Source organism: Limnospira platensis NIES-39, from assembly GCF_026000695.1.
Taxonomy (GTDB): domain Bacteria; phylum Cyanobacteriota; class Cyanobacteriia; order Cyanobacteriales; family Microcoleaceae; genus Limnospira; species Limnospira platensis.
In genome coordinates this window covers 1923264-1944222 of sequence record NZ_AP026945.1, presented here as the reverse complement: position 1 = coordinate 1944222, position 20959 = coordinate 1923264, and the positions used below count along the sequence as shown (strand labels likewise).

Here is a 20959-nt window from a genome sequence, read left to right as displayed (position 1 = left end):
ACCCCCAGTTTTGGGAATCACAACCCCAGGATTGAAGCGGGGAACGGAAGGCTCCGAGGTGCAACCTAACACCAGAAACGAGACCACTGCCAACCATCCATGATTAGGGAAACCGAATGTCTGGCTTGAACCATCGTAAAGAGTAAGTAGCGAAATAGGTTGATACGCTGCGCTCAAAAGAGTAAGGGGAAAAGTAGGGGTTTTTTTTTTACTACCTACACAGACCTTTAAAAGTACCCCGGTGGAGAGGACAAATCTAAAGATGGAATGCCCATATAAACGGAACGTTTTAAGTCCTCCTGGACTCTGATTATCTGGTCGAGATATCAGTAGGGATAAGTGTAACCGCAAGTCCTAGAGGATGTGAGATGTGACCAGAAGCCAACGCCCTGCTGTAATGGTAGGGATATGCTAACAGGTCACGGTTTGATTGTAAGAATAGAGTCTAATAAGAGTCAAAATGGCGATAGCGAGTTTAAAGAAAGGATTTGGTAAACCCAAACCAATCAAGACTACGAACAACGCATGGAAGGCAATCCCATGGACTAAGGTTCAACGGAAAGTTTTCAAGCTCCAAAAGAGTATATTTCAAGCAGCTAAATCGGGACAAGACGCAAAGGCACGAAGGTTGCAACGTCTATTGGTGAAATCGTATTATGCCCGGCTCTTAGCAGTGCGGCGAGTGACCCAAGATAATCAAGGCAAGAAAACAGCCGGGGTTGATGGAGTAAGAGCAATCTCTCCAAGACAAAGGTTAGAAATTGTCAAAAACATTAAGGGAAACCTCAAAGCAAAACCACTGCGAAGGGTGTGGATTCCAAAACCTGGTAGGGATGAAAAACGCCCACTAGGCATACCCACAATCCAAGATAGAGCAAGGCAAGCTTTGGTTAAGTCGGCCCTCGAACCTGAATGGGAATCGAGGTTTGAAGGCACAAGCTATGGGTTCCGACCCGGACGGTCAGCACAAGATGCAATAAGTAGAATATATACTGCCATAAATCAAGGACAATACTATGTTCTTGATGCTGATATAGCAAAATGCTTTGACCGAATAAACCATGATTACCTATTGTCCAAAATTCATTGTCCAAGCAGCTTGAAGAGAGACCTGAAACAATGGCTCAAAGCTGGCGTGCTAGATAACGGTGTATTTGAGGATACAGAAGCAGGGACACCCCAAGGAGGAGTAATAAGTCCACTACTAGCCAACATCGCACTGGATGGAATAGAAAGGTTAGTCAAAGAAATGTATCCAAATAAAGGCAGCACCAATCAGGTAAACCTTATAAGATATGCCGATGATTTTGTGGTCATCTCCAAAGACCTAGGAATCATTGAACAGTGCATGACTGCTATTTCTATATGGCTAAAACCTGTAGGACTAGAGATTAGACCTGAAAAAACCCGAATATGTCACACACTCAATCCTATTGAGTATAATGGCAAGATTGAGGAACCTGGGTTTGATTTTCTAGGATTCAATATCAGGCAATATCCCGTAGGAAAGTATAAATCTGGGAAAACAGGGGGGCCTAAGAGTCGATTAATCGGACATAAAACCCACATAAAACCCAGCAACAAAGCAGTTAAAGCCCACACAGAAGTGATTAAAGGTGTGATTAAACAACATAGAACAGCACCTCAATCAGCCTTGATTAGTAGACTAAATCCAATTATTCGGGGATGGTCAAATTATTACTCAGCGGTAGTCTCAACAGAGACCTTCAATAAGCTAGACAAAACAATCTGGCAAATGTTAAAGGCATGGACAGTATCAAGATGCGGAAAGGCAAATCACGAAAAGCTAAGTAATTATTTCAGACATGGAACAATTAAACTTAGCAATGGGAAAGAAAGACACGAAAATTGGCTATTCCAAACCAAAGATGGGTTACATCTATTCAAACATAACTGGACTCCAATTGTCAGACATACCCTAATACGCCCCGACGCAACACCATACGACGGAAATTGGACTTACTGGGCAACCAGGAAAGGACAAGCAATCGACACGCCAATTAGGGTAGCAAAACTACTCAAAAAACAAAAAGGTAGATGTACCTGGTGTGGGCAATTCTTTACCCCATCAGACTTAATTGAAATAGACCACATTGTACCTAGAAGCCAAGGCGGAAAGGATGACTACAAGAATCTTCAATTATTACACCGCCATTGTCACGACGATAAAACAGCTCTTGATGAAGAGATGATGCTGTACTCTTAACAAGGAGACGGTCAAACTAGGAGCCGTATGAGGTGAAAGTCTCATGTACGGTTTTGTATGGGAGGGGGAGATGGCGACATCTCTCTCGACCCCTACTCGGTAGCAGTCCGGTGGGGCACAAGGATTTTAAAGACCGATATTACAAGTTAAGGCAGGTAGCGGAACGGGCTGGCTGCAAAAAAGCACTGGACAAGCTAGAAAAAATTGACCCAACCCAAACAGTATTTACGGAGTCTCAAAGTGTAGATTTAGATACCTTGCTAGGCTTGTTAGATAAAAAACGCAACACTGACTACAGAACATCTGTAGACAATAATGCGCGTGATGGTTGGTGTTGGGTTAGTGCAATGTGTACCCTATACGGATTACGACCGTCTGAAGTAGCAGCAGGTCAAAATTTAACTAAGCCAGTTAAGATTGATGGTATTACTTTTCCGGCTATCTCAGACCCCAATAACACTGAGTTAGTGTTAGTGATTGGTGAGTTTACTAATTTTGGCGGCAGTACCAAAACGGGTTGGCGGTTAGCTATCCCAATGAGTAAAGACAAGGTTCTAATTAACCGCCTAGGGATTCATAACGTTTATCTACCTGTTACTGAGTCTAAAAATCCAAAAATGTTTAATAATAATCATCGCAACTGGTTATCACGACATAATTGGGGACTAACTCAAGCCTATGCCTTTCGACACCTTGGAAACCAACTAGGGGAGATGAACGGGATACCACAGGAAATCAGAGCGCGTTCGTTTGGTCACTCGGTGTCAGTTAATGATGGCAAGTACAAAAAACGTCGCCATCTTGCGACAGAGTTAGGCATCCTAACAAGACATCAAAGGCAACCATTACCGCTAGAGATGGGGAAACAAGTCCTGATTAATATCGGCATTAATCCAGACCTACCAGAGGTTAAGGCAATTATCAGAGCTCTTTACCAGCTTGATGATTAATCCCCAATAAACCCACAACACAATACCCTCTAGGCTAAATACCTAGGGGGTTTTCCTTTTGCACTAACTCCTAAATGTGCGATCGCTTTTGAGTGCACTAGAGTAACGGTAGAATAGGGGTTATAGGCTATAAAACGGGTTCGAGCCCCGTCAGTCCCGTTTTTTCTATTTCCTTATCCTGACGGCGATAGCGGGAATTTACTTAACCCGATAGTCGTACCGTCACACACAAAATACACTCAACTCAGTCTTAGCACACGGGACAATTAGCGCATATCCCTCAGCAACAAATCTTAATTATTGACGGGTTAATCAATAAGCACAACTTAATCAATCTGTCAAATACCCATACCACCCCCCAACCAAACACCGATAGGGTAACTCCCTTGTGATAGCAGTCAATGGCAAGCCTATCGGTTCGTTACGAACCATTGACTGCTATCACATCGGTCGCACCCCTAAGAGTGTTTGTTTCGGTTAGGGGGGGGATATGCTTCCAAGTCAACACGATAGCCGTAGGTAGCCGTAGGGGGAACCCACTAGGTTATCAATGTACAACGATACTCCTATCAATGTACAAAGATATCAGACCGCCTACCTGGTTCCCTATGGGAGTCAGATTATTGGTGAAATCTTGAGGAGCCTACTCGCTACCAACAAAATGCGATCGCATAATCACGACTAACCTGGCTATGACATACTGAAGCGATACCCCCAAACAACTTTTCAACTGGTGACTTGTTTCGTCATCTCTCGCTGATACCTACATAATCCTCAGCAAGTCTCCAATTTATAGGGGTATTCATTTCGTTCAAAACCCAGTACCCCTAATAAACACCCTAAGCCAAAATCTTAGCCGTAGGTTGTAGGTAAAGCTATCTGTTAGGGGTAAAGTAGTTCTGGGTATTATCTGGACATGATAGGGTAAGCATTCATATAAATTTTTAACAGTCCGTTGCAACAGTCCGTTAGCCAAAAAATAAATAGACACCCCCATAGTCAGAAACCATAGGGGACCATTTAAGTTATTGGGGTAGCTGTTAGGTGTTAGCTGTTAGGTGTTAGGGTTTACGCCAACCATCATCATCAATATCATCTCTGTTGATTGGGAGATGGGGTGATTGCTTTTTATCTTCTAACTGTTTTTTACCAACTATCTGAACTAACTAATTTTTCAAAAACTCAAATAATATGTCTAACTTTTTATTGTTTAAATCTAGTTTAGACTCAATTATTTTATTGCCTATCAATGAATCAATGCCCAAATAAACAATAACAGTGATCAATAACAGAACCTCTAGTATTATTATACTCATTGCATTAATCTCCAAAAATAAAGGGTAAACCATTTAATCCTCTCCCAGGGTTCAAATATTGAGTAAAAATTACTATATGGTGGTGATTCAATTATTTGATATTCATTTAGCCAAATAGTTTCACGTTTAACCATCATATTCTGCTTCACATCATTGTATGTGTAAAATTTTAACCATCCTGCCATTTTCAAATAAATAGAAACCTGGTCTGCATCAAATAATATCCTCACAAATTTACTACCTGATATATCTGGCAATTGTTTACTTCCGTGTGGGGTATCATCCTCTTTGATAAAGTATTGGTTGTAAGCTAAAAACCAATTAGTTTCAGATATATCATATTTGTTAGACATTATCTCACCTGCTTGATTACATTATCGTTATCCGTGTCACACCATAAATCACCTACACTTAAACCTGTAGGGCTTGTCGGTAAATTACTGATATTAACATTTGTAGATGCTGTTGATTTACTTAGTGCCTCTAATTTTGGGGATAATTATTGAATCCCTGCCACTAATAAAGGAACTAATGTTTCATAAAGAATCGTCAGATAATCTATGTTTTTGTCGTCAACTTCAGGGCTATATGTGTGGTCATTTTTAACCAATTAAACTGCATCAGGATAAGACTGTTGAACCTCTTGTGCGATTAAACCTATTTTTGTTTATTGTGTAGAAAATCCATGGCTGCCAACTCATTATATTGAAATTCAATTACATTTAATTTTTTAAGTAAATTTAAGCCATTAATACTCTGAGCACAAACTGTTTTAAGTCTAATATACGAAGAACCTTTAACATAATCTCCACTATCGTTAATCAAAGATACGTTTGTGTGTTCTACTCTAAATCTAGTATGTACTCCAGATGATGAAAGAGTTGAGCTCTTTATAAAATATGTCTGCCCGTTATATAATTGTATTGAATATCTATCGCTAGGAGCAGTTCGCCAAACATCGCTTTGATGAAAATTAATACCATGATATATAAATACTCTAGGATTAGCATCTGCTTCTAATTCTATAGAATAATTCCCTTGATGAGAAAACGCCCAGCTATTTGCTCCAACTCTACTATTTAGTACTAAAGCCGTAATTGGATTATCTCCTATCCGGCGGATGTCAAACCCCCTCCAAACATTAAAATCAATAAGCATATTTCCATCAGGAAAACTTTCATTAGTTGCAAAAGTTACTGGATTATTTGTTATGTTAAATGTTTTAATTCCTGTTAAAGTTTGATTACCTGTAGTTCTAACTACAGTTGAATCTACATTAATTGTTCTATTAGCTGCTAAAGTTCCTCCTCCTGATCAACCATCTCCTGCTGTTAATGTAATATTTGAATGTGTGTGCGTTGTGGGAGTCCTAGCGTCAGATAATCTACTATCATTACCTTGACAGGCTGTGCCTGCTTGCCGTAAGCAACTGCCCATGTTGTTGCAGCACTCCCATTAAAATTATTTCCAGTTAATCCCGTACCATTTGTTAATGTATTAGGAGTATTGGCAGTTATTGTTATATTGGCACTACCATTAAACGAAGTCCCATTAATTGTTCTAGCAGTTTGAAGCGTGGTTGCAGTTGCTGCATTACCTGTAATATTAGAGCTTGTAAAAGCTAATTGTTGCCAGCTACTCCAGACTGCATTTACACGATTTCTTTGATAAATATCTTCTCCTCCAAAAGGTATCATTGTTTGAGAAATCGCAGAATTCTTATGTCTTTGTACAGTACAAAAACGCCATGAACTTCCCGGACTTTGATTTAAAAGAGAACTCCCTTGAGCAAAACCTGTTGTTAACACATCATTCCAATCTCCTGTTACAGTTATTGAAAGATTTGGTAAAGCACCAATTTCTGCTAAACTCCAACTTACATTTCCAGAGCCGTTTACTGATTTGCCTGTAGAACCAATTGTTAAAGTCCGAGCAGTTCCCCAGTTTACAGTAGTAATATTTGCTGTTCCATTAAAACTTGTTCCATTGATTGTTCTTGCTGTTTGAAGTGCTGTTGCTGTTCCGGCGTTTCCACTTATTGACCCGGTAATTAATGAATTAAATGTTTTAACTCCTGTCCATGTCTGATTCCCAGTTGTAATTATCCCTGAATTAGTTGCACTAGCTGTAGGTAAAGTAACATTAGTTCCTGTTGATGATGTAACTACAGGACCTGCTGTTGTTCCTGCTGTTACTCCTAAATTAGTTGCTACATTTACTTGTGCGCCTGCGGCTATTCCATTCAATTTATATTTATCAGCAGAAGTTAATAAACCGGCGATGCTCGTCGTAGCTGCTGGAATAGTAGCGTTAGTTCCGGTACTGCTTGTTACCGTCCCTTGGGCTGCCCCGGTAGTGTAGCTTAGGTTGGTGGAAAGGCGGCTATCATCACCACGACAAAATGTATTTGCCGTGCTACCGAAAGTACCGGTAGTAACAGCGCCTAATGTGGTGGTAATTAACGGTAAATTAGCCGTAGAACCTATAGTTCCGGTATTGCTAATGTTACCGTGTGTATGGCTAGTTGGCGTTCTAGCATTTGATAATCTGACATCGTTACCTTCGGTTACAGTTCCAGTAGTTGTTCCGAAGTTTTTATGAAATGCTGTATTTTTGGTAAAAGTAGGCTCTTTACCGTCTAATGCACCTTGAAGTCCTGTAACATTTGCAATAGTATGTGTATGTTCTGATGGAGTAAACGTTGTCGGTTTACTTGTAACTTCAGACCAAGTAGGTAACCGTGTTGCGGTAGCAGGCGCACTACTGATGTCGCCCCATAGATGACCGTGACCGGATGGCGCGAACGTAGACGGTTTGGACGTTATTTCAGTCCAGCTATGGGAATGAGTAGATGTGGGGAAAGTGCCAGGTTTATTAGTAATATTATTCCAAGTTAACTGAGTTAATTTGACTAAATTAGTATTGGAGTCAATAACTGCTTGTATCCGTTCATTAGTTAAATACAGATTAACTTCACCTTCTGGCAAGTCATCGGTTGATTGCCCAAATTTACTAGAGTAAATGTTGAAATTAGTCATAACTGCCTCTATATTCATCTTAGGGGGGATTCCCCCTAATTATTATTAACCTACAGTAACAAATTCAATTAAAGTTATTGATACGTTAGCGCTAGATTCCGCGATAGCTTGTAAATCGCTACCACCAATTGTTAGCATAACTGTATCACCTGGTTTAACCGAAAATGCAGCGTCTGACACGCTATCGCCGGTAGGGTCTAAAATCAAATGAACGGGTATATTAGACGGGTTTTTGATAAATACATTACGCCAGTTTGTGTTAGCATTTTCTGCTACTCATTCGGCAACTGTATTAGCCGTTAAACTAATAGTGCTTGTAACGGGAGTACCTGGTATCTTAGCAGTAATATTGAGAGTGTCTAAATTTAAAACACTGCTATAAACTGAGAAACTCATAATCACCTACCTCTTAAATAATTCTATTGTAGTCGGTTAGTAAGTGATTGTCTGCTCTAACCCGACAATCTGCGAAACACTATCCTCTGTCATTCCATAGATGCTGGCAGTAGATTTTAACTCGTCATCCTATGCAGTATTAGGGGGTAGCCATAAACATTGACCTGGTATGCAATTGCTGATGTGTCCATGACTAAACCAAACCCCAACGCTACCCGTATTCTGCAAGTGTAAGCGATATCTGTAAGTATTGGCGGCGCGGATAAGTGTAGGGGTATTACCTACGGAAATACCAAAATTTCGGGTTGAGTTAATGATGGTGTTTTTGGTAAGGTATCAAGTTGGTATTCTGCCATACCAAAAATATTAATTTAATCATTATTGTGCAATTGATTTAAACATCTAGCTTTTCATACAGAATGTGAATCTATAGCTAATCCTTCTGTCTGATTGGTAATCAACTCAATCAATAGGTTTTCTGTGTGAATCCCCCCAGAATAAGGGAGTTTTACGATACCTAGATTTAACCTGTTTTCTGTTGCTAGGTTCCCATAAAATACCGGTAAGCTGATAGAACCTTGTCACACATCTTGTTTCTTTTCCCATCTTTGATAATAACTATATTCTGGATAAATTTTGGGTATTTTTGATTGATTGAGACTAGGGATATAGCACCTAGCATTCAAGCTAGAGACATAAGCGTAAGCGGTAATATCATAACGACATCTGTCAGTTATCAAGCCTTCTAAAATCGCGCCATTAAATAACTCTACGGCGTTATGCCAATTGCTGGCATTAATTTCCGTAGCCATATTTTTAATTCCCCTCATGGATAGTCCTCAATTATTTTGTAATATTATATAATATTTCTAATTTATTAATAGCCTTCAATAATTATTCAGCATGGTTAGAGACACTCTAAAAATTAGAGACACTCTAAAAATTAAAGATACTATTAGGTCAAGCACACCCAGGAATATTGGTAGGTCAGGAGGAGTAAGTTCAGGTTTAGCAGGAGATTTAGGCGACCAAACATCTTCAACAATGGACTTTGGTAGGGGTTTACCGTATGCAAGGGAAAGAGATAGAGGAGGTGTTCCCGGATTAGTAAATCCTTGGGACCCAATCACCAGAGTGCCGCGTGGAATTAACCCAGAAGACCATGGTAGGTGGAAAAGGGAAGATGATGCGCGGCGAGTAGACGAGGAACCACCAAAGAGAGATGAACCAAAGGGAGGTAAAAAACCACGCGGCGGCAGAAGTGGCGGTGGTGGTAGCGGGAGAAGTTTTGGGGGTCCTAATTCAGGTGACAAAATTGATGATGATAAAGGAAGGCGACCAGGCGATAGTTCAGATGATGATTCAGATGATGATTCAGACAATGGAAATGGCGGAAATGGCAATATCGGTTGTACCATAAAAGCTGATGAAAAGTACAGCGTTGAAGAGTTCGACAGACAAATGGGTAGCGGGGGATGCCGTAATCCTCCACCAAGTAGAAGTAGCATCACTTTTGTTAGTCACATGGGTGGGAATCCGAGGTGGGGGGAAACTCCTCAACCAACAGGAAGTGAGAGGTTTTTTATAGGCAAGGACGGTGGGAGTCTGAGTGGGCATACGGCGACCCTGATTTAATGTATGAAAGTGTAGGTGCATTTTGTGATTCGTGGATGGAATGCACAGAATTTGATTATGTAATTCCCAACTTTTCCGCGAGCACAAAAGATATCCCGCCAGGCATCGGAGGAGGAGAACCTGAAAATAAAAAAGAACCTGAAAATATACGAACGATAACAATACCAGATATGAACGAAGAGTGTTGTTGCGGAATGATTAGAAGGATTTACGAGTTGCTAGACCCTGAATCCTTTCCGGCTGAAATGCCTGAAAAAATAACGGTTAATGCTAATAATCCAGAGAACATAATTCAACGAATAAACACATTACCAGAATGGCTAATGTACAGATTTGACATCGATGATGAAAGATGGGGTGAATTTGAAGTTAAAGTAGAGATTGATGATGTCAATCTAATGATAAAAGCAGAAGAAAAAGCCGAAATAAAATTACCTAACTTAGCTGAATCAATTGCTGAAATATTTGGTATGGTAATGGAAATTTTTATCTCTCATCAGGTTACAGAAAACGCTGTTTTAACGGCGTTATATGAAGCAGGTTTGGCTCACGCGGCAGCCTTTAAAGCTGGTAGTGAAGTATCTAAAATAATTGATTATTTAGAATTTACTAATGAGAAAAAATACGCAAAAATTAAAACAGCCTTTACTCCAGAAGCTGATAATTTTGAGGAACTACTAGAACCCAATAAAAGCCAGGTTAAGATTACCAACCAGAAGGATGCGAAAGAAACATGACAAACAACATTAAATCAAATTAAAGAAATATTTGCTTACGTGCTCAAGGTACTTTACAGGTGAACAGTAATGACCCAGCCAAAGACATATTAGCCGATTTAACGCGGTTATATGATTCAATGAAAAAACAAGACGATATCAGAGAACAGGAAACCAAGAAAGTACAAGAATTATTGAAAAAAGACTTTCCTGATATCAAGATAGAAACCGAATTGATTGACGGCGATAACCCACTAAGAGGGACTTTGTAATGGTTGCCAGAAGTGCAAGAATGCTAAGGAGTACTCGTAGCTTGTCTAGCCGTCAAACCCGTAGCAGTATAGGTAGGAATGGCGTTAGACAAGTTAATTTAGCCCAGAGAACATCTACTCAAGAGATGGGTTGGTTTGGCACATTATGGGCAAAAGTTACTGGTAAAGTTGTTGAATGGGGCAAAAGTTTTGGAGGTTGGCTATGGGAAGGAATTACTAAGTTTTTATCTAACTTTAGCTTTGAGAAAGTAGCGACATTTATTACCTCTAATTGGGACAGCTTTTGGAATTTTAATTGGAATATTAGCGATAGTGATATTGATAGAAACATCCAAAATATTGCCGGACAATTTATAACCACCACGGCTGGGTTTTTAGGTAATATGGCTGGGAAATTAGTATGTGGTGTTTTACCAGTAGCAGGTCTTGCATTTCTCAATAAAGCGGCCGCTATGCATGTAGCATTAAGCAAGGGGCATGAAATGCTTATGGAAGTATCTACAGCTGTCGGTTCATACGTTAAACAGTCATTTAACATGGCTATGAAAGCAATAGCATGGACGTTATTTAAACACGGTAGACGGGTTGTTAAAATGTTTTTAGATAAAAGTCCTTCAACACTTGCAACGGCTATTGTTTCAATGGTTACTGCTGGTAAAGGAACGATTGAAAAGTGGGGTGACGAAAAAGGTGAAGAATGGAGTTTCGGTAAACAGAGAAGGGAAGCTAGGGAGAAATTACCAGAAAGCTATGACGGAAATATTAACACTATTTGGAACCAAGACAGTTCCGAGGAATTCGGGGATGAGTTTAGCGAGAACTGTAAAGAGGCTATTGTGTTAGTCGCTCAAGGTTTAGATGAATATATGGCATTACAAAGAATAGAAGAAAATAGACAACAACAATTAGTTAACGCGGTTATAGAAAACAATGGATAAAGATTTAGACTAGTGTCAAGCCTGCGTAATTTACCGGAAAACGTAACTAATGCTTGGGCTCAAACTGAAATACTAGGAAATAGAGATATAGGGCAATTTGTAGGGTCAGGTGATTTTCCGGAAATCAGTACGTCAGCTAATCTTAAAATACAGTTAACTTTGGTTTTGTACAACTACGAAAAACCTCCATATTGGACTAAAAATAGGCAGTCAACACTGCAAAAAACTCAAATAGAGTTACCGTCGGTTAGTAGGGATAAAATTACATGGGATAGGTTACAAAGGATATTTACTCAACCCAGTCAGCATTTACTAAAGAAAATATTAAAGTTAATTGCACTATAAATAATGGTAGAAAGTTTGCGTTTTTTATTAATGAATTTAGTAAAAATGAGGCAGAAAATATCTGTAAACAATTAGTTGATTTAACTGACGCTAAAATCGTGTATCCTATTACCTTCGAGGAAAGGAAAGGTTTTGGCGGTAGGGAAAATGCGAAAAGAATCAAAGAGAGCAAAATGTATATCAGTGAAGTGAAAATACTTAACTGGGAATTAATTGATAAATTTGAACAAGCTAAAATCGACTTAGGTGAAAGTAGTGCCTTGGCGATGTATCAAGACCCTAGAAAAACCCAAGTCAAAATTCCTCTACATTTCCAGAGAAAACCTAGTTGGGTTGATAATGCCATACGGAAAGCTACGAGGACATCGTTAGAGTTAAAAACTGGAAATCAACCCCCAACTACAACCTAATCATTGAGTCATATCAGTCACTAACTATCATCCACGATGAAAGAGATTACGAACATACTTAGACATGGTTAAACTGGTAGTTAGCGTAATGTTGGTATTGGTAGCGTACCGTCGCGTTTAACTCAAAAGCTGCTACATATATGTAGCTTCTGTTGAAAGAACCATAGCAGCCACAATCAGCAAATACACTGCTATAGTCTAGGTATTGAATAAAATCAAGGTGAGATTATAGCTACTAAGAAAACGCTAGGTGCTGCGACACTGGAAAACCAATTACTTGAAATTATTGAGCCAACCCAACGAATGCAATCGACTGCAAGTAATAATCCTGATGGTGCAACCGTAGTCACTGCTTATACCCGAAATATGGCTACAGGTCTCGTAACTGTTTCATTGTCAATTCCAACAGACGATGTTTTAGACCCTACTGACGGCAGTATTGATGTAATAGCTACAGAGCTATTTGTTGATTAATAGATATCGGGTAGGCACTAATATCATCGTTTTACCTACCCTGACTTAAATCATGTAGAACAAGAGAGTTATTATGCCTTTAAGCGACGCATTTAACAGAGACAAAGAAGACTGGGTAGAAAAGTTAGCCACAGCCAAAGGCTCACATTTAGGTCGTAGTCTAGTAGTTGAAGTTCCAGTAGATGCAACTTCAAAAATAGGCGTACCTATGCCTATGCTTTGACTCCACGTTTTAAGTGGAGGGTCAGTATCTAATGAACCAACGGCCGTCAGGAACTTAACCATTTGGACACCACCTGTTAGGAATACTTCCACGCCTAATACTAACAGACGTAATATCATAAAAGGCAGTCGGGTAAGAGCATACAAGAAGGCTGAATACACTCGTTTCTTTGTTGAGGCCCCGGTTAATCCTGGCTATTGGCGTAAATACACCCAAACACGGGTAGGCGAAAAAATACTGAGATTTATCAGTATTAAAGCACCTCCTATCGTTTCTGTTAGTGGCTTGTTATATGTATTTGCTCACTATTTTACTATCAAGCCAGCATCATTAAGAACCTATAACAGTATGTTCAGAATTCCTAGCAGCGATGGGCTGGCCCTAGCTAACCTGGGTGAATTAACTGTTGAGAGAAGTGAAGCACCAAACCAAGTACAGGGTGATCTTCCTGCTAATGCTCCTGTTAAGTCACCTGGCAGTAAGAGTAAGAAAAAATAAACCGCCAAAAAGTAGACAAAGAGAATTGACCACTATATAAAAAAATAGTGGTCTTTTGTTTGAGTTGTATGTGGCGATAATTTAAACATTTCACAATTATGGTATAAAGTCAATAATTCTTTTATTTTTTGGGCTTATATATTTCTGATTTATTTATAAGTATTAATTAGGTTAAAAATAATAATCATAAACAACCAAAAATATCAAAAACAGTGATTTCCAACTCAATAACTCAATCGTATTTTTTAAAAATGATTTTGTCAATGAGTTGAAAATAACTGACAGATGCGTAAAAACCAAAATACATTAGTAGACCAAAATACCGCTATTTACCAGATTGACAAAGACAGCGTAAAAACCAAGGATACACATGGACTCTCACCTAGTGAATATCTGGCAATCTTAAAAAGGTTCAGCAACTTTGCCGGATTTCTTGACCAGGTAGTTCCTTATCTGCCATATCCCAAAACATCACCTATCTACACATTAAAAGAAAAGTTAGTGTTTGCATCTGTAACGGACGAAAAGGACTTTAATCTGGAATTAACCTACTCTGAGATTATCGCGTTAAAGAATAGCATTAAAGCTATTCTAACTCTGATTAAACTTGGTGGTGGTGTCAAGATGCCACGTAAAGTTTCTGGTGCTATTGCTGACGATATCGCTGCCTTGGAGGGTCACTTTTTTAATCTCTCCGATAATCATGTTGGCCCGGATATCCCTGAGTTATCAACCGACCCTGACCCATTTTCAGTCTGGCTTCAGGGTTAATCCCTAACAGTCTAATTACAGCAGTCTAATTGGGAAATAGAAAAGGCTACCCGTAAAAAGGTAGCCAATACACCAAACATCGAGGACTATCACCATGATATCAAAGCACTGGAAAGAAGTGCGGTTAAATCTCAGGAATATTAAACTTGACCCGTTGATGTATATGGGAATGTCGTTTGCTATAAAGGTTCCTAACTATGCAGGAAGAGGAAAACTTCAATGGCAATTAACAGCCGTTAAATTTTACCATGAATTTCTGGCTTATTATGTGGGAAAAATGATGAAAAAAATTAATCCCATTACGCCCAGATAAAATTGAGGAAATTCTCAATAAAGCACTTGAATATTGCCGGGAAGAATGGAGGATTTATCAAGCTGAATCTGGTGGCGATAAAGAGGAGGTAAATAATGATGATTAACAAGTATCACGCCAAAGGACAATATGATGAGGGGCATTACTTTGCATCAACGCTAGAGAGCAAGGTGTATCACCTACTCAAAAAGTATGATGACAACCTATCAATACACCCCCGATTAACTTTGGTTGATCACTGTAATGATTGGAAGTCAATTACATGGAAGCCAGACTTTTATAGTCCAGTTTTCAACCAATACATCGAAGTAAAGGGAACGCTAACAACCGAGTTTAAACTCAAGATGCAATTGCTTAATTACCTTAATCCCGGAATGATTGAAGATATTTGGTTTGTCACTCGGAACAGGTCTTATCGTTGGCCAGGTATTTATTTAATGAATATCGATGAGTTCCAACGACATCTGAAAGCACAATAATTTAAGTTAATAGGAGAACAGCAACCGTGATAAATCTACACTATAAAGGCATATTTAGCCTCAATGGTGAACTTGTGCAAAGCCATTATAACCCCCATAAATTTGACCAAAATACAATCATTGTGGCTTATCAAGTCTTGACACATATTGAGGAACACAAAACACCTGAAGTCAAGAATATTACCTATCAGGTAATGGGTAGTTACAGACCACGTGGTGATTATCAAGGCTCTGCAATTATTAAGCTAACTAAACAATCACAGTTTAGAGTTCAGCTATCCGGTAAGGTAATCCAATGTTTTGGTATGGTTGTCGCCAAATTGCAGCCAGAATCAAATCACCTAACACAATCAACAATCAACAATTAACTAAGGAAGAGTAATCATGAGTATTGGATATTACGGTAAAAGAGATGACGATAAATTCGCGTTTTGTAGTGCAGTTAAATCTGGAGAATCAGGCACATTCCTGGAAATTACTAGCGCTATGTTTCTCGTACAGCAACCTCACCTATGGCTCGTTGGTGTCGGATTAAGCGGTGATTTTCAGAACTTTAATGACAGAAGCTGGAAATTTGAGGAACAATTAATTGCTGTACGTTTCTGCATTGAAGAATATTCAAGCGAGTATCAAGGGAAAAACGGAAGTACAAGCCAACCTCAGTAGAATTAGCACTACTTCACCTAGTCGAAGGTGACAAGCTGCTAACTAACGGCACGATGATGTTTACCGGAACTGTAAATCTAGGACAATCAGCCACACGGGTAGCCGAGCGACTCCTTGAATTAGATAATACCACTGATTCAAATGATTTTGATTCAGCCAAGAATAAGCACGATTTAGCGGAATTTATTCTTGAATACAGTACAGCGTTAGATACCTTTGAATCTACTATTTCTGGCTACACTCTACAAGAAGCCATTGATTTTGTTGAGTTAAAGTCTGGCAAAAAAAATGGTGGCTTTGGTGGTAAACCCAAATCCAAAACCTGGGAATAACGAGTATATTTTACTGCTAAAATCCTTGACTATGAACATGATTTTGACAGCTTATACAACAAGGTTCAAAAATTAGACCCTGATACCCTAATCGCGTTAATTGAGCTGATGAAACTCAGCTAATTAACATAAAATATCCCCCCAATATTGGCGGGATAACTACCAGACAGCAAGCCAACACACTAAGAGGTTACTACCATGTCTGAGGACTATGTTGATTATAGACTAATACGCGATTCAATGGCAGATGAGTTAGAGGAAATAATTGTTGACGGTACATTAGGGACACAAGTTGAGTCAATATGTAGGGCTTGTGCTATCCTACCCTATCCGGATGTTCAATTCCCAATTATTACTAGCTTTATTTGCTCACCTGTTACGCTAATGTCAACCGCTGGGTGTCTGTTTCTTTGGGGGTCTAGTGGAACGGGTAAAAGCCAGATAGCTACTATTGCGGCTTCACTGTATCGCACCGACACAGTGTTAGCTAACAGCACATTTGCTTCACTGAGAAACAAGCAAGATACAGCCAGAAAGATATTGATATTACGACCCGTTACAAAGGGAGTTTGAACGTAATTTTTTATTGGTTTGGGAGGATATCACCCCCCAATTTATTAATTGAAAATGAAAATATGCTTTCACTGTTTAAAGTCTTAAACAGGAAAAATAGTCGAATAACAATTAGCAGCCAAACACCCGGTCACAACATGATTTTTAATGCTTTCGCTTTAAAAGTAATTAACTCAATACATCCTTTATGGACGTTTTGGGAACTTAACGAACTTAAAATAAGGATGTTTACTATGTGGTTTAAAAAGAGACAATCAATGACAAGTTAAGAATCTGCAGGGAATCAATTTGAATTGTCAGAACTTTCGGATATTGAGGATATAAATCTTGGTAATATATCATCTCGCTTAGAAATGTTTTGGAGAGATATGAATAATTGCACTAATTACGCTAAAACCAAAAGAGGACTACAAAAAAGGAAACAAGATATAGCTAACTACAGATTATCCATTGATGTAATTGCTACTCATTCAATGATATACAAAACATCAATAGATAATTAAATCAAAGCATTTAACCGTTACTGGGAATTAGCAGAAACCAAAATATTCGCAGTATCTAGCGGAACAGAACAATTCTTAGACCATTTTATCGCTCCAAGTATTGAGAGCAAAACTAAGCAAAATAAGCAAGCCACAAAAGCAGGTTTTCCTGAATTAATCGAACCAGTTACAGACATTGATCCTAAGACTCTGAAGATGGCCATAGAAAAAGCCAAAAATGATGGTTATTTAGATTCAAGGGTTACTGTTAATGAATTAACCAATTTCATGAAAAACAGAGGATATCACATGATTAATGTCAACGGTAAAAACCTGTGGAAGCAAATCATTTGACTTCCAATTAGTTCATTGACCTAGGAGAATAACACAATGATGGCAGATATCAACAATCAGATGTTTGTGAAGTTTAATACTATGGTAGACAGTTTAGTTTACAACATTAATAAAGAAGATGGTTTGGCAACATTAAAGTCAATACTAGATGATTGCGAAAAAGAATTAACCATTACTGAACTTAAAAAGCAATTGCTGATTAAGGAACTGAATTACACAAAGCACTTAATAGATAAAGTCCAGTAAATACCCGTCCGCGATGACGGTAAACTACGGCAAACAACACACTAATAGGATAAAACCATGACAATTGACTTGGGTAAACTACTTAACCCAAATACCTATCTTAGTGATAGGTTAAGCAGCAAGCTAGTCTCTATATTGGACGCTGTAGAACTTGCCGATTGTCCTACACAATTTGATGAATGTCGTCTGTTGGAGCTTGAAAGCACTTTTCTGGTTATGCACAATTCCTTGATTACAGCAATCAATTAATTGTTGGACTAAAAAATCAAGCAATACGAAGAAGAAAATGACGATGAGTTTTAATCATGCCATAAATCCTCAAGTAAGTTAAATAATTTCGTCAAAACAGGAAACACAAAACCATGAACTAAGAACAAGCAAGCTTAATGGTTATCGCGGAATTAGCACGTGATATTTACGCCCAAATTATGTCACGAGATATCCCCTACGCTAACCAAGATACCAGGGTGAAATTAGCCGAAATAGCTCATAACGCCGCTGTTGATTTTATGACGGTATAGAAAAAATGGGTATCGTCTCAAGAGACAGTTATTGAACCAGTATCATTTATGTCCGACTTTAGTGGCAATGGTTACAGTAGCGATATCTTTATGGGGGGTGACTTCAATGCCTAAGTTATTACCAGTAATCAGCCTACATACTGGAAATTTCAGCAATTTTCTACAGGGCCCCGGTGGAACTTGTGTAGAACTAGATACACCCGAATGGTTTGACTACCTGAGAAAAAACAAGTCATTCTCTGTTGAGTTAAACGGCAAAAGGTTTACGGCTTGCAAAAAAACATCTATCAACAATTTCGCGTACTGGAACCTGAAGGGCTGGGACGGTAAAATCAACCATCACATCTATATCGGAAAATCTGACCAGACTACCAACGAAAAGATTCAACAAGCTGCTATAGCTATGTTTTATCGGTGTAACCCTAAACAAGCGTAAACCCTAACAGCTAACAGCTAACAGCTAACCCAATAACTTAAATGGCCCCCTATGGTTTCTAACTGCAGGGGGTGTCTATGTATTTTTATTAGGGGTCGAGATAGACCTCACGGTCTACCCCTCCCATTCAGCAGCAGAACCGTACATGAGACTTTCACCTCATACGGCTCCTAGTTTGACCGTCTCCTTGTTAAGAGTACAGCATCATCTCTTCATCAAGAGCTGTTTTATCGTCGTGACAATGGCGGTGTAATAATTGAAGATTCTTGTAGTCATCCTTTCCGCCTTGGCTTCTAGGTACAATGTGGTCTATTTCAATTAAATCTGATGGGGTAAAGAATTCCCCACACCAGGTACATCTACCTTTTGGTTTTTTGAGTAGTTTTGCTACCCTAATTGGCGTGTCGATTGCTTGTCCTTTCCTGGTTGCCCAGTAAGTCCAATTTCCGTCATAAAGTGTTGCGTCAGGACGTATTAAGGTATGTCTGACAATTGGAGTCCAGTTGTGTTTGAACAGATGTAACCCATCTTTGGTTTGGAACAGCCAATTTTCGTGTCTTTCTTTCCCATTGCTAAGTTTAATTGTTCTATGTCTGAAATAATTTCTTAGCTTTTCGTAACTTGACTTTCCGCATCTTGATACTGTCCATGCCCTTAACATTTGCCAAACTGTGTTGTCTAGCTTATTGAAGGTCTCTGTTGAGACTACCCCTGAATAATAGTTTGACCATCCCCTAATAATTGGGTTTAGTTTGTTAATCAGGGCTGACTGAGGTGCTGTTTTATGTTGTTTAATTACACCTTTTATCACTTCTGTGTGGGCAACTGCTTTTTGGCTGGGTTTTATGTGAATTTTGTGTCCTAATAGTTTCCCATGTGGAATTTTCCCAGTTCTATATTTTCCTACAGGATATTGCCTAATATTGAAACCTAAGAAATCAAATCCGGGTTCCTCTGCTTTGCCGTTATACTCAATAGATTTGAGTGTATGGCAGATTCGAGTTTTTTCAGGTTTAATCTCTAATCCAACAGGCTTTAGCCATTCAGAAATAGCAGTTTTGCACTGTTCAATGATTCCTAAGTCTTTGGATATGACTACAAAATCATCGGCATATCGTATGACCGTGGCAAATGGTTTGTTGTTGGTATTTTGGGGATACATTTTTCCTATTAACCTACCCATCCCCAACAGTGCGATGTTGGCGAGTATTGGACTTATTACCCCTCCCTGGGGTGTCCCTGTTTCTGTATCCTCGAATACACCGTTGTCTAGCACTCCCGCTTTGAGCCATTGTTTCAGGTCTCTTTTTAGGCGGCTTGGACAATGAATTTTGGACAGTAGGTAATCATGGTTCACGGTAAGAGCATTTTGCTATATCAGCATCAAGAACATAATATTGTCCCTTATTTATGGCAATATAAATTCTGCTGATTGCGTCATGGGCTGACCGTCCTGGACGGAACCCGTAGCTTGTGCCTTCAAATCTCGATTCCCATTCAGGTTCGAGAGCCGACTTAACCAAGGCTTGCCTTGCTCTATCTTGGATTGTGGGTATTCCTATTCCAGCTTTTTTCATCCCTACCAGGTTTTGGAATCCAAACCCGTCGCAGTGGTTTTGCTTTGAGGTTTCCCTTAATGTTCTTGACCAGTTCAAACCTTTGTCTCGGAGAGATTACTCTTACTCTATCAACCCCGGCTGTCTTCTTGCCTTGACCCGCTTGGGGGGCGGGTTTATTAAGCTGACTGTTGGGAAGCATGGCTGACCGTGGAACCCGCCCCTACAGTCTCACTGCTAGGAGCCGGGCATAATATGATTTCACCAATAGACGTTGCCACCTTCGTGCCTTAGCATTTTGTCCCGATTTAGCTGCTCGAAATATACTCTTTTGGAGCTTGAAAACTTTCCGTTGAACCTTAGTCCATGGGATGGCCTTCCATGCGTTGCTCGTAGTCTTGATTGGTTTTGGTTTCCCAAACCCTTTCTTTAAACTCGCTATCGCCATTTGTACACCTACTAGGCTCTATTTCTTTACAATCAAACCGTGACCTGTTAGCATATCCCTGTCATTACAACCGGGCTTTGGCTTTTGGTCACATCTCACCCCCTAATAGGCTTGCGCTTACACTTTTTACTACTGACTTTCTCGACCAGATTGTCAGAGCCTAGAAGGGGTTAAAAACGTTCCGCTTATATGGGCATTCCATCTTGAGATTTGTCCTTTCCACCGGGGTACTTCTAAAGGTCTGTGTAGGTATTATGAAGAAACTCCTACTTTTCCCCATACTCTTTTGAGCGCAGCGTATCAACCTGTTTCGCTACCTGATAATTACGATGGTTCAAGCCGGA

23 protein-coding genes and 5 pseudogenes are annotated in these 20959 nt (G+C 39.3%); 19 read left to right on the top strand and 9 right to left on the bottom strand.

What is annotated here, in order from left to right; all coding sequences use genetic code 11:
- Positions 1-460: 460 nt before the first annotated feature.
- From ltrA to N39L_RS09515, 3 genes and pseudogenes are all read left to right on the top strand, one after another.
- The gene (gene ltrA / locus N39L_RS09525; RefSeq protein WP_014274168.1) at positions 461-2227 is read left to right on the top strand and encodes a group II intron reverse transcriptase/maturase; all 1767 of its coding nucleotides are present in this window, start codon (positions 461-463) and stop codon (positions 2225-2227) included.
- Positions 2228-2325: 98 nt separating this feature from the next.
- Positions 2326-3177: pseudogene (locus tag N39L_RS09520) on the top strand (site-specific integrase); the annotation flags it as partial.
- A 550-nt stretch (positions 3178-3727) separates the two neighbouring features.
- A complete protein-coding gene (locus N39L_RS09515) occupies positions 3728-3862 on the top strand; it encodes a hypothetical protein (RefSeq protein ID WP_286131321.1) in 135 nt (44 codons plus the stop codon).
- A gap of 627 nt (positions 3863-4489) precedes the next feature.
- Here N39L_RS09515 and N39L_RS09510 read toward each other — a convergent pair.
- The 5 genes and pseudogenes from N39L_RS09510 to N39L_RS09490 form a co-directional block, all read right to left on the bottom strand.
- The gene (locus N39L_RS09510; protein WP_006615909.1) at positions 4490-4846 is read right to left on the bottom strand and encodes a hypothetical protein; all 357 of its coding nucleotides are present in this window, start codon (positions 4844-4846) and stop codon (positions 4490-4492) included.
- 304 nt (positions 4847-5150) lie between these two features.
- A complete protein-coding gene (locus N39L_RS09505) occupies positions 5151-5651 on the bottom strand; it encodes a hypothetical protein (RefSeq protein ID WP_014275060.1) in 501 nt (166 codons plus the stop codon).
- 173 nt (positions 5652-5824) lie between these two features.
- Positions 5825-7531, bottom strand: a complete 1707-nt coding sequence (locus N39L_RS09500; RefSeq protein WP_231851969.1) for a pyocin knob domain-containing protein — start codon at positions 7529-7531, stop codon at positions 5825-5827.
- 45 nt (positions 7532-7576) lie between these two features.
- Positions 7577-7927, bottom strand: a pseudogene (locus N39L_RS09495) (hypothetical protein).
- 581 nt (positions 7928-8508) lie between these two features.
- Positions 8509-8757 (bottom strand): hypothetical protein, encoded by a 249-nt coding sequence (locus N39L_RS09490; protein WP_006616146.1) that lies wholly within the window; start codon positions 8755-8757, stop codon positions 8509-8511.
- A gap of 73 nt (positions 8758-8830) precedes the next feature.
- Here N39L_RS09490 and N39L_RS09485 point away from each other — a divergent pair.
- The 16 genes and pseudogenes from N39L_RS09485 to N39L_RS09410 all read left to right on the top strand — a co-directional run bounded on the left by N39L_RS09485 (position 8831) and on the right by N39L_RS09410 (position 18611).
- A pseudogene (locus tag N39L_RS09485) lies at positions 8831-10550 on the top strand (hypothetical protein).
- Complete coding sequence (locus N39L_RS09480; protein WP_231852018.1) at positions 10550-11488, top strand: hypothetical protein; 939 nt, start codon at positions 10550-10552, stop codon at positions 11486-11488. The pseudogene N39L_RS09485 and the gene N39L_RS09480 overlap by 1 nt, the downstream one beginning before the upstream one ends.
- Positions 11489-11500: 12 nt before the next feature.
- Entirely contained in the window at positions 11501-11833 is a 333-nt protein-coding gene (locus N39L_RS09475; protein WP_006616323.1) for a hypothetical protein, read from the top strand.
- 98 nt (positions 11834-11931) lie between these two features.
- On the top strand, positions 11932-12243 hold the full coding sequence (locus N39L_RS09470) for a hypothetical protein (protein ID WP_006616324.1): 312 nt from the start codon (positions 11932-11934) through the stop codon (positions 12241-12243).
- 228 nt (positions 12244-12471) lie between these two features.
- Entirely contained in the window at positions 12472-12717 is a 246-nt protein-coding gene (locus N39L_RS09465; protein WP_006622122.1) for a hypothetical protein, read from the top strand.
- A gap of 1006 nt (positions 12718-13723) precedes the next feature.
- Positions 13724-14209, top strand: coding sequence for a hypothetical protein (locus N39L_RS09460; RefSeq protein WP_006616325.1), 486 nt, complete (start codon positions 13724-13726; stop codon positions 14207-14209).
- A gap of 94 nt (positions 14210-14303) precedes the next feature.
- Positions 14304-14628 (top strand): annotated as a pseudogene (locus N39L_RS09455) (hypothetical protein).
- Entirely contained in the window at positions 14618-15001 is a 384-nt protein-coding gene (locus N39L_RS09450) for a DUF1064 domain-containing protein (protein WP_006616299.1), read from the top strand. Before N39L_RS09455 ends, N39L_RS09450 begins: the two are co-directional and overlap by 11 nt.
- A 26-nt stretch (positions 15002-15027) precedes the next feature.
- Positions 15028-15369 (top strand): hypothetical protein, encoded by a 342-nt coding sequence (locus tag N39L_RS09445; protein WP_006616300.1) that lies wholly within the window; start codon positions 15028-15030, stop codon positions 15367-15369.
- Between the two features lie 16 nt (positions 15370-15385).
- Positions 15386-15667 carry a hypothetical protein gene (locus N39L_RS09440; RefSeq protein WP_006616301.1) on the top strand — a complete coding sequence of 94 codons (282 nt, stop codon included), beginning with the start codon at positions 15386-15388 and terminating at the stop codon, positions 15665-15667.
- A 53-nt stretch (positions 15668-15720) separates the two neighbouring features.
- Positions 15721-15999: a hypothetical protein gene (locus N39L_RS09435; protein WP_006616302.1), complete on the top strand. Its 279-nt coding sequence runs from the start codon at positions 15721-15723 to the stop codon at positions 15997-15999.
- Between the two features lie 198 nt (positions 16000-16197).
- Positions 16198-16572 carry a hypothetical protein gene (locus N39L_RS09430; protein ID WP_006616303.1) on the top strand — a complete coding sequence of 125 codons (375 nt, stop codon included), beginning with the start codon at positions 16198-16200 and terminating at the stop codon, positions 16570-16572.
- Between the two features lie 872 nt (positions 16573-17444).
- Positions 17445-17654, top strand: a complete 210-nt coding sequence (locus tag N39L_RS09425) for a hypothetical protein (protein ID WP_006616304.1) — start codon at positions 17445-17447, stop codon at positions 17652-17654.
- 57 nt (positions 17655-17711) lie between these two features.
- Positions 17712-17903: a hypothetical protein gene (locus N39L_RS09420; RefSeq protein WP_014274621.1), complete on the top strand. Its 192-nt coding sequence runs from the start codon at positions 17712-17714 to the stop codon at positions 17901-17903.
- A gap of 137 nt (positions 17904-18040) precedes the next feature.
- Positions 18041-18289 (top strand): annotated as a pseudogene (locus N39L_RS09415) (hypothetical protein).
- On the top strand, positions 18282-18611 hold the full coding sequence (locus N39L_RS09410) for a hypothetical protein (protein ID WP_014276168.1): 330 nt from the start codon (positions 18282-18284) through the stop codon (positions 18609-18611). The pseudogene N39L_RS09415 and the gene N39L_RS09410 overlap by 8 nt, the downstream one beginning before the upstream one ends.
- A gap of 190 nt (positions 18612-18801) precedes the next feature.
- Here the strand turns inward: N39L_RS09410 and N39L_RS09405 are convergent, their stop codons facing one another.
- From N39L_RS09405 to N39L_RS09390, 4 genes are read right to left on the bottom strand one after another with little or no spacing between them, the layout of a single operon-like run.
- Positions 18802-19968, bottom strand: coding sequence for a group II intron reverse transcriptase (locus N39L_RS09405; RefSeq protein WP_014274623.1), 1167 nt, complete (start codon positions 19966-19968; stop codon positions 18802-18804).
- The gene (locus tag N39L_RS09400; protein ID WP_014274624.1) at positions 19958-20188 is read right to left on the bottom strand and encodes a reverse transcriptase domain-containing protein; all 231 of its coding nucleotides are present in this window, start codon (positions 20186-20188) and stop codon (positions 19958-19960) included. Before N39L_RS09400 ends, N39L_RS09405 begins: the two co-directional genes overlap by 11 nt.
- Positions 20148-20369 carry a hypothetical protein gene (locus N39L_RS09395; protein WP_014274625.1) on the bottom strand — a complete coding sequence of 74 codons (222 nt, stop codon included), beginning with the start codon at positions 20367-20369 and terminating at the stop codon, positions 20148-20150. Before N39L_RS09395 ends, N39L_RS09400 begins: the two co-directional genes overlap by 41 nt.
- 21 nt (positions 20370-20390) lie before the next feature.
- Positions 20391-20615, bottom strand: a complete 225-nt coding sequence (locus N39L_RS09390; RefSeq protein ID WP_014274626.1) for a reverse transcriptase N-terminal domain-containing protein — start codon at positions 20613-20615, stop codon at positions 20391-20393.
- Between the last annotated feature and the right edge of the window lie 344 nt (positions 20616-20959).

What these genes read in the sequence shown, in the direction of transcription:
- N39L_RS09500 (WP_231851969.1), bottom strand. Translation starts at nt 7,531, where the DNA reads ATGACTAATTTCAACATTTACTCTAGTAAATTTGGGCAATCAACCGAT.
- N39L_RS09420 (WP_014274621.1), top strand. Translation starts at nt 17,712, where the DNA reads ATGACAATTGACTTGGGTAAACTACTTAACCCAAATACCTATCTTAGT.
- N39L_RS09505 (WP_014275060.1), bottom strand. Translation starts at nt 5,651, where the DNA reads ATGCTTATTGATTTTAATGTTTGGAGGGGGTTTGACATCCGCCGGATA.
- N39L_RS09430 (WP_006616303.1), top strand. Translation starts at nt 16,198, where the DNA reads ATGTCTGAGGACTATGTTGATTATAGACTAATACGCGATTCAATGGCA.
- ltrA (WP_014274168.1), top strand. Translation starts at nt 461, where the DNA reads ATGGCGATAGCGAGTTTAAAGAAAGGATTTGGTAAACCCAAACCAATC.
- N39L_RS09395 (WP_014274625.1), bottom strand. Translation starts at nt 20,369, where the DNA reads ATGCTTCCCAACAGTCAGCTTAATAAACCCGCCCCCCAAGCGGGTCAA.
- N39L_RS09460 (WP_006616325.1), top strand. Translation starts at nt 13,724, where the DNA reads ATGCGTAAAAACCAAAATACATTAGTAGACCAAAATACCGCTATTTAC.
- N39L_RS09410 (WP_014276168.1), top strand. Translation starts at nt 18,282, where the DNA reads ATGCCTAAGTTATTACCAGTAATCAGCCTACATACTGGAAATTTCAGC.
- N39L_RS09510 (WP_006615909.1), bottom strand. Translation starts at nt 4,846, where the DNA reads ATGTCTAACAAATATGATATATCTGAAACTAATTGGTTTTTAGCTTAC.
- N39L_RS09490 (WP_006616146.1), bottom strand. Translation starts at nt 8,757, where the DNA reads ATGAGGGGAATTAAAAATATGGCTACGGAAATTAATGCCAGCAATTGG.
- N39L_RS09435 (WP_006616302.1), top strand. Translation starts at nt 15,721, where the DNA reads ATGATGTTTACCGGAACTGTAAATCTAGGACAATCAGCCACACGGGTA.
- N39L_RS09480 (WP_231852018.1), top strand. Translation starts at nt 10,550, where the DNA reads ATGGTTGCCAGAAGTGCAAGAATGCTAAGGAGTACTCGTAGCTTGTCT.
- N39L_RS09400 (WP_014274624.1), bottom strand. Translation starts at nt 20,188, where the DNA reads ATGAAAAAAGCTGGAATAGGAATACCCACAATCCAAGATAGAGCAAGG.
- N39L_RS09440 (WP_006616301.1), top strand. Translation starts at nt 15,386, where the DNA reads ATGAGTATTGGATATTACGGTAAAAGAGATGACGATAAATTCGCGTTT.
- N39L_RS09515 (WP_286131321.1), top strand. Translation starts at nt 3,728, where the DNA reads ATGTACAACGATACTCCTATCAATGTACAAAGATATCAGACCGCCTAC.
- N39L_RS09450 (WP_006616299.1), top strand. Translation starts at nt 14,618, where the DNA reads ATGATGATTAACAAGTATCACGCCAAAGGACAATATGATGAGGGGCAT.
- N39L_RS09425 (WP_006616304.1), top strand. Translation starts at nt 17,445, where the DNA reads ATGATGGCAGATATCAACAATCAGATGTTTGTGAAGTTTAATACTATG.
- N39L_RS09390 (WP_014274626.1), bottom strand. Translation starts at nt 20,615, where the DNA reads ATGGCGATAGCGAGTTTAAAGAAAGGGTTTGGGAAACCAAAACCAATC.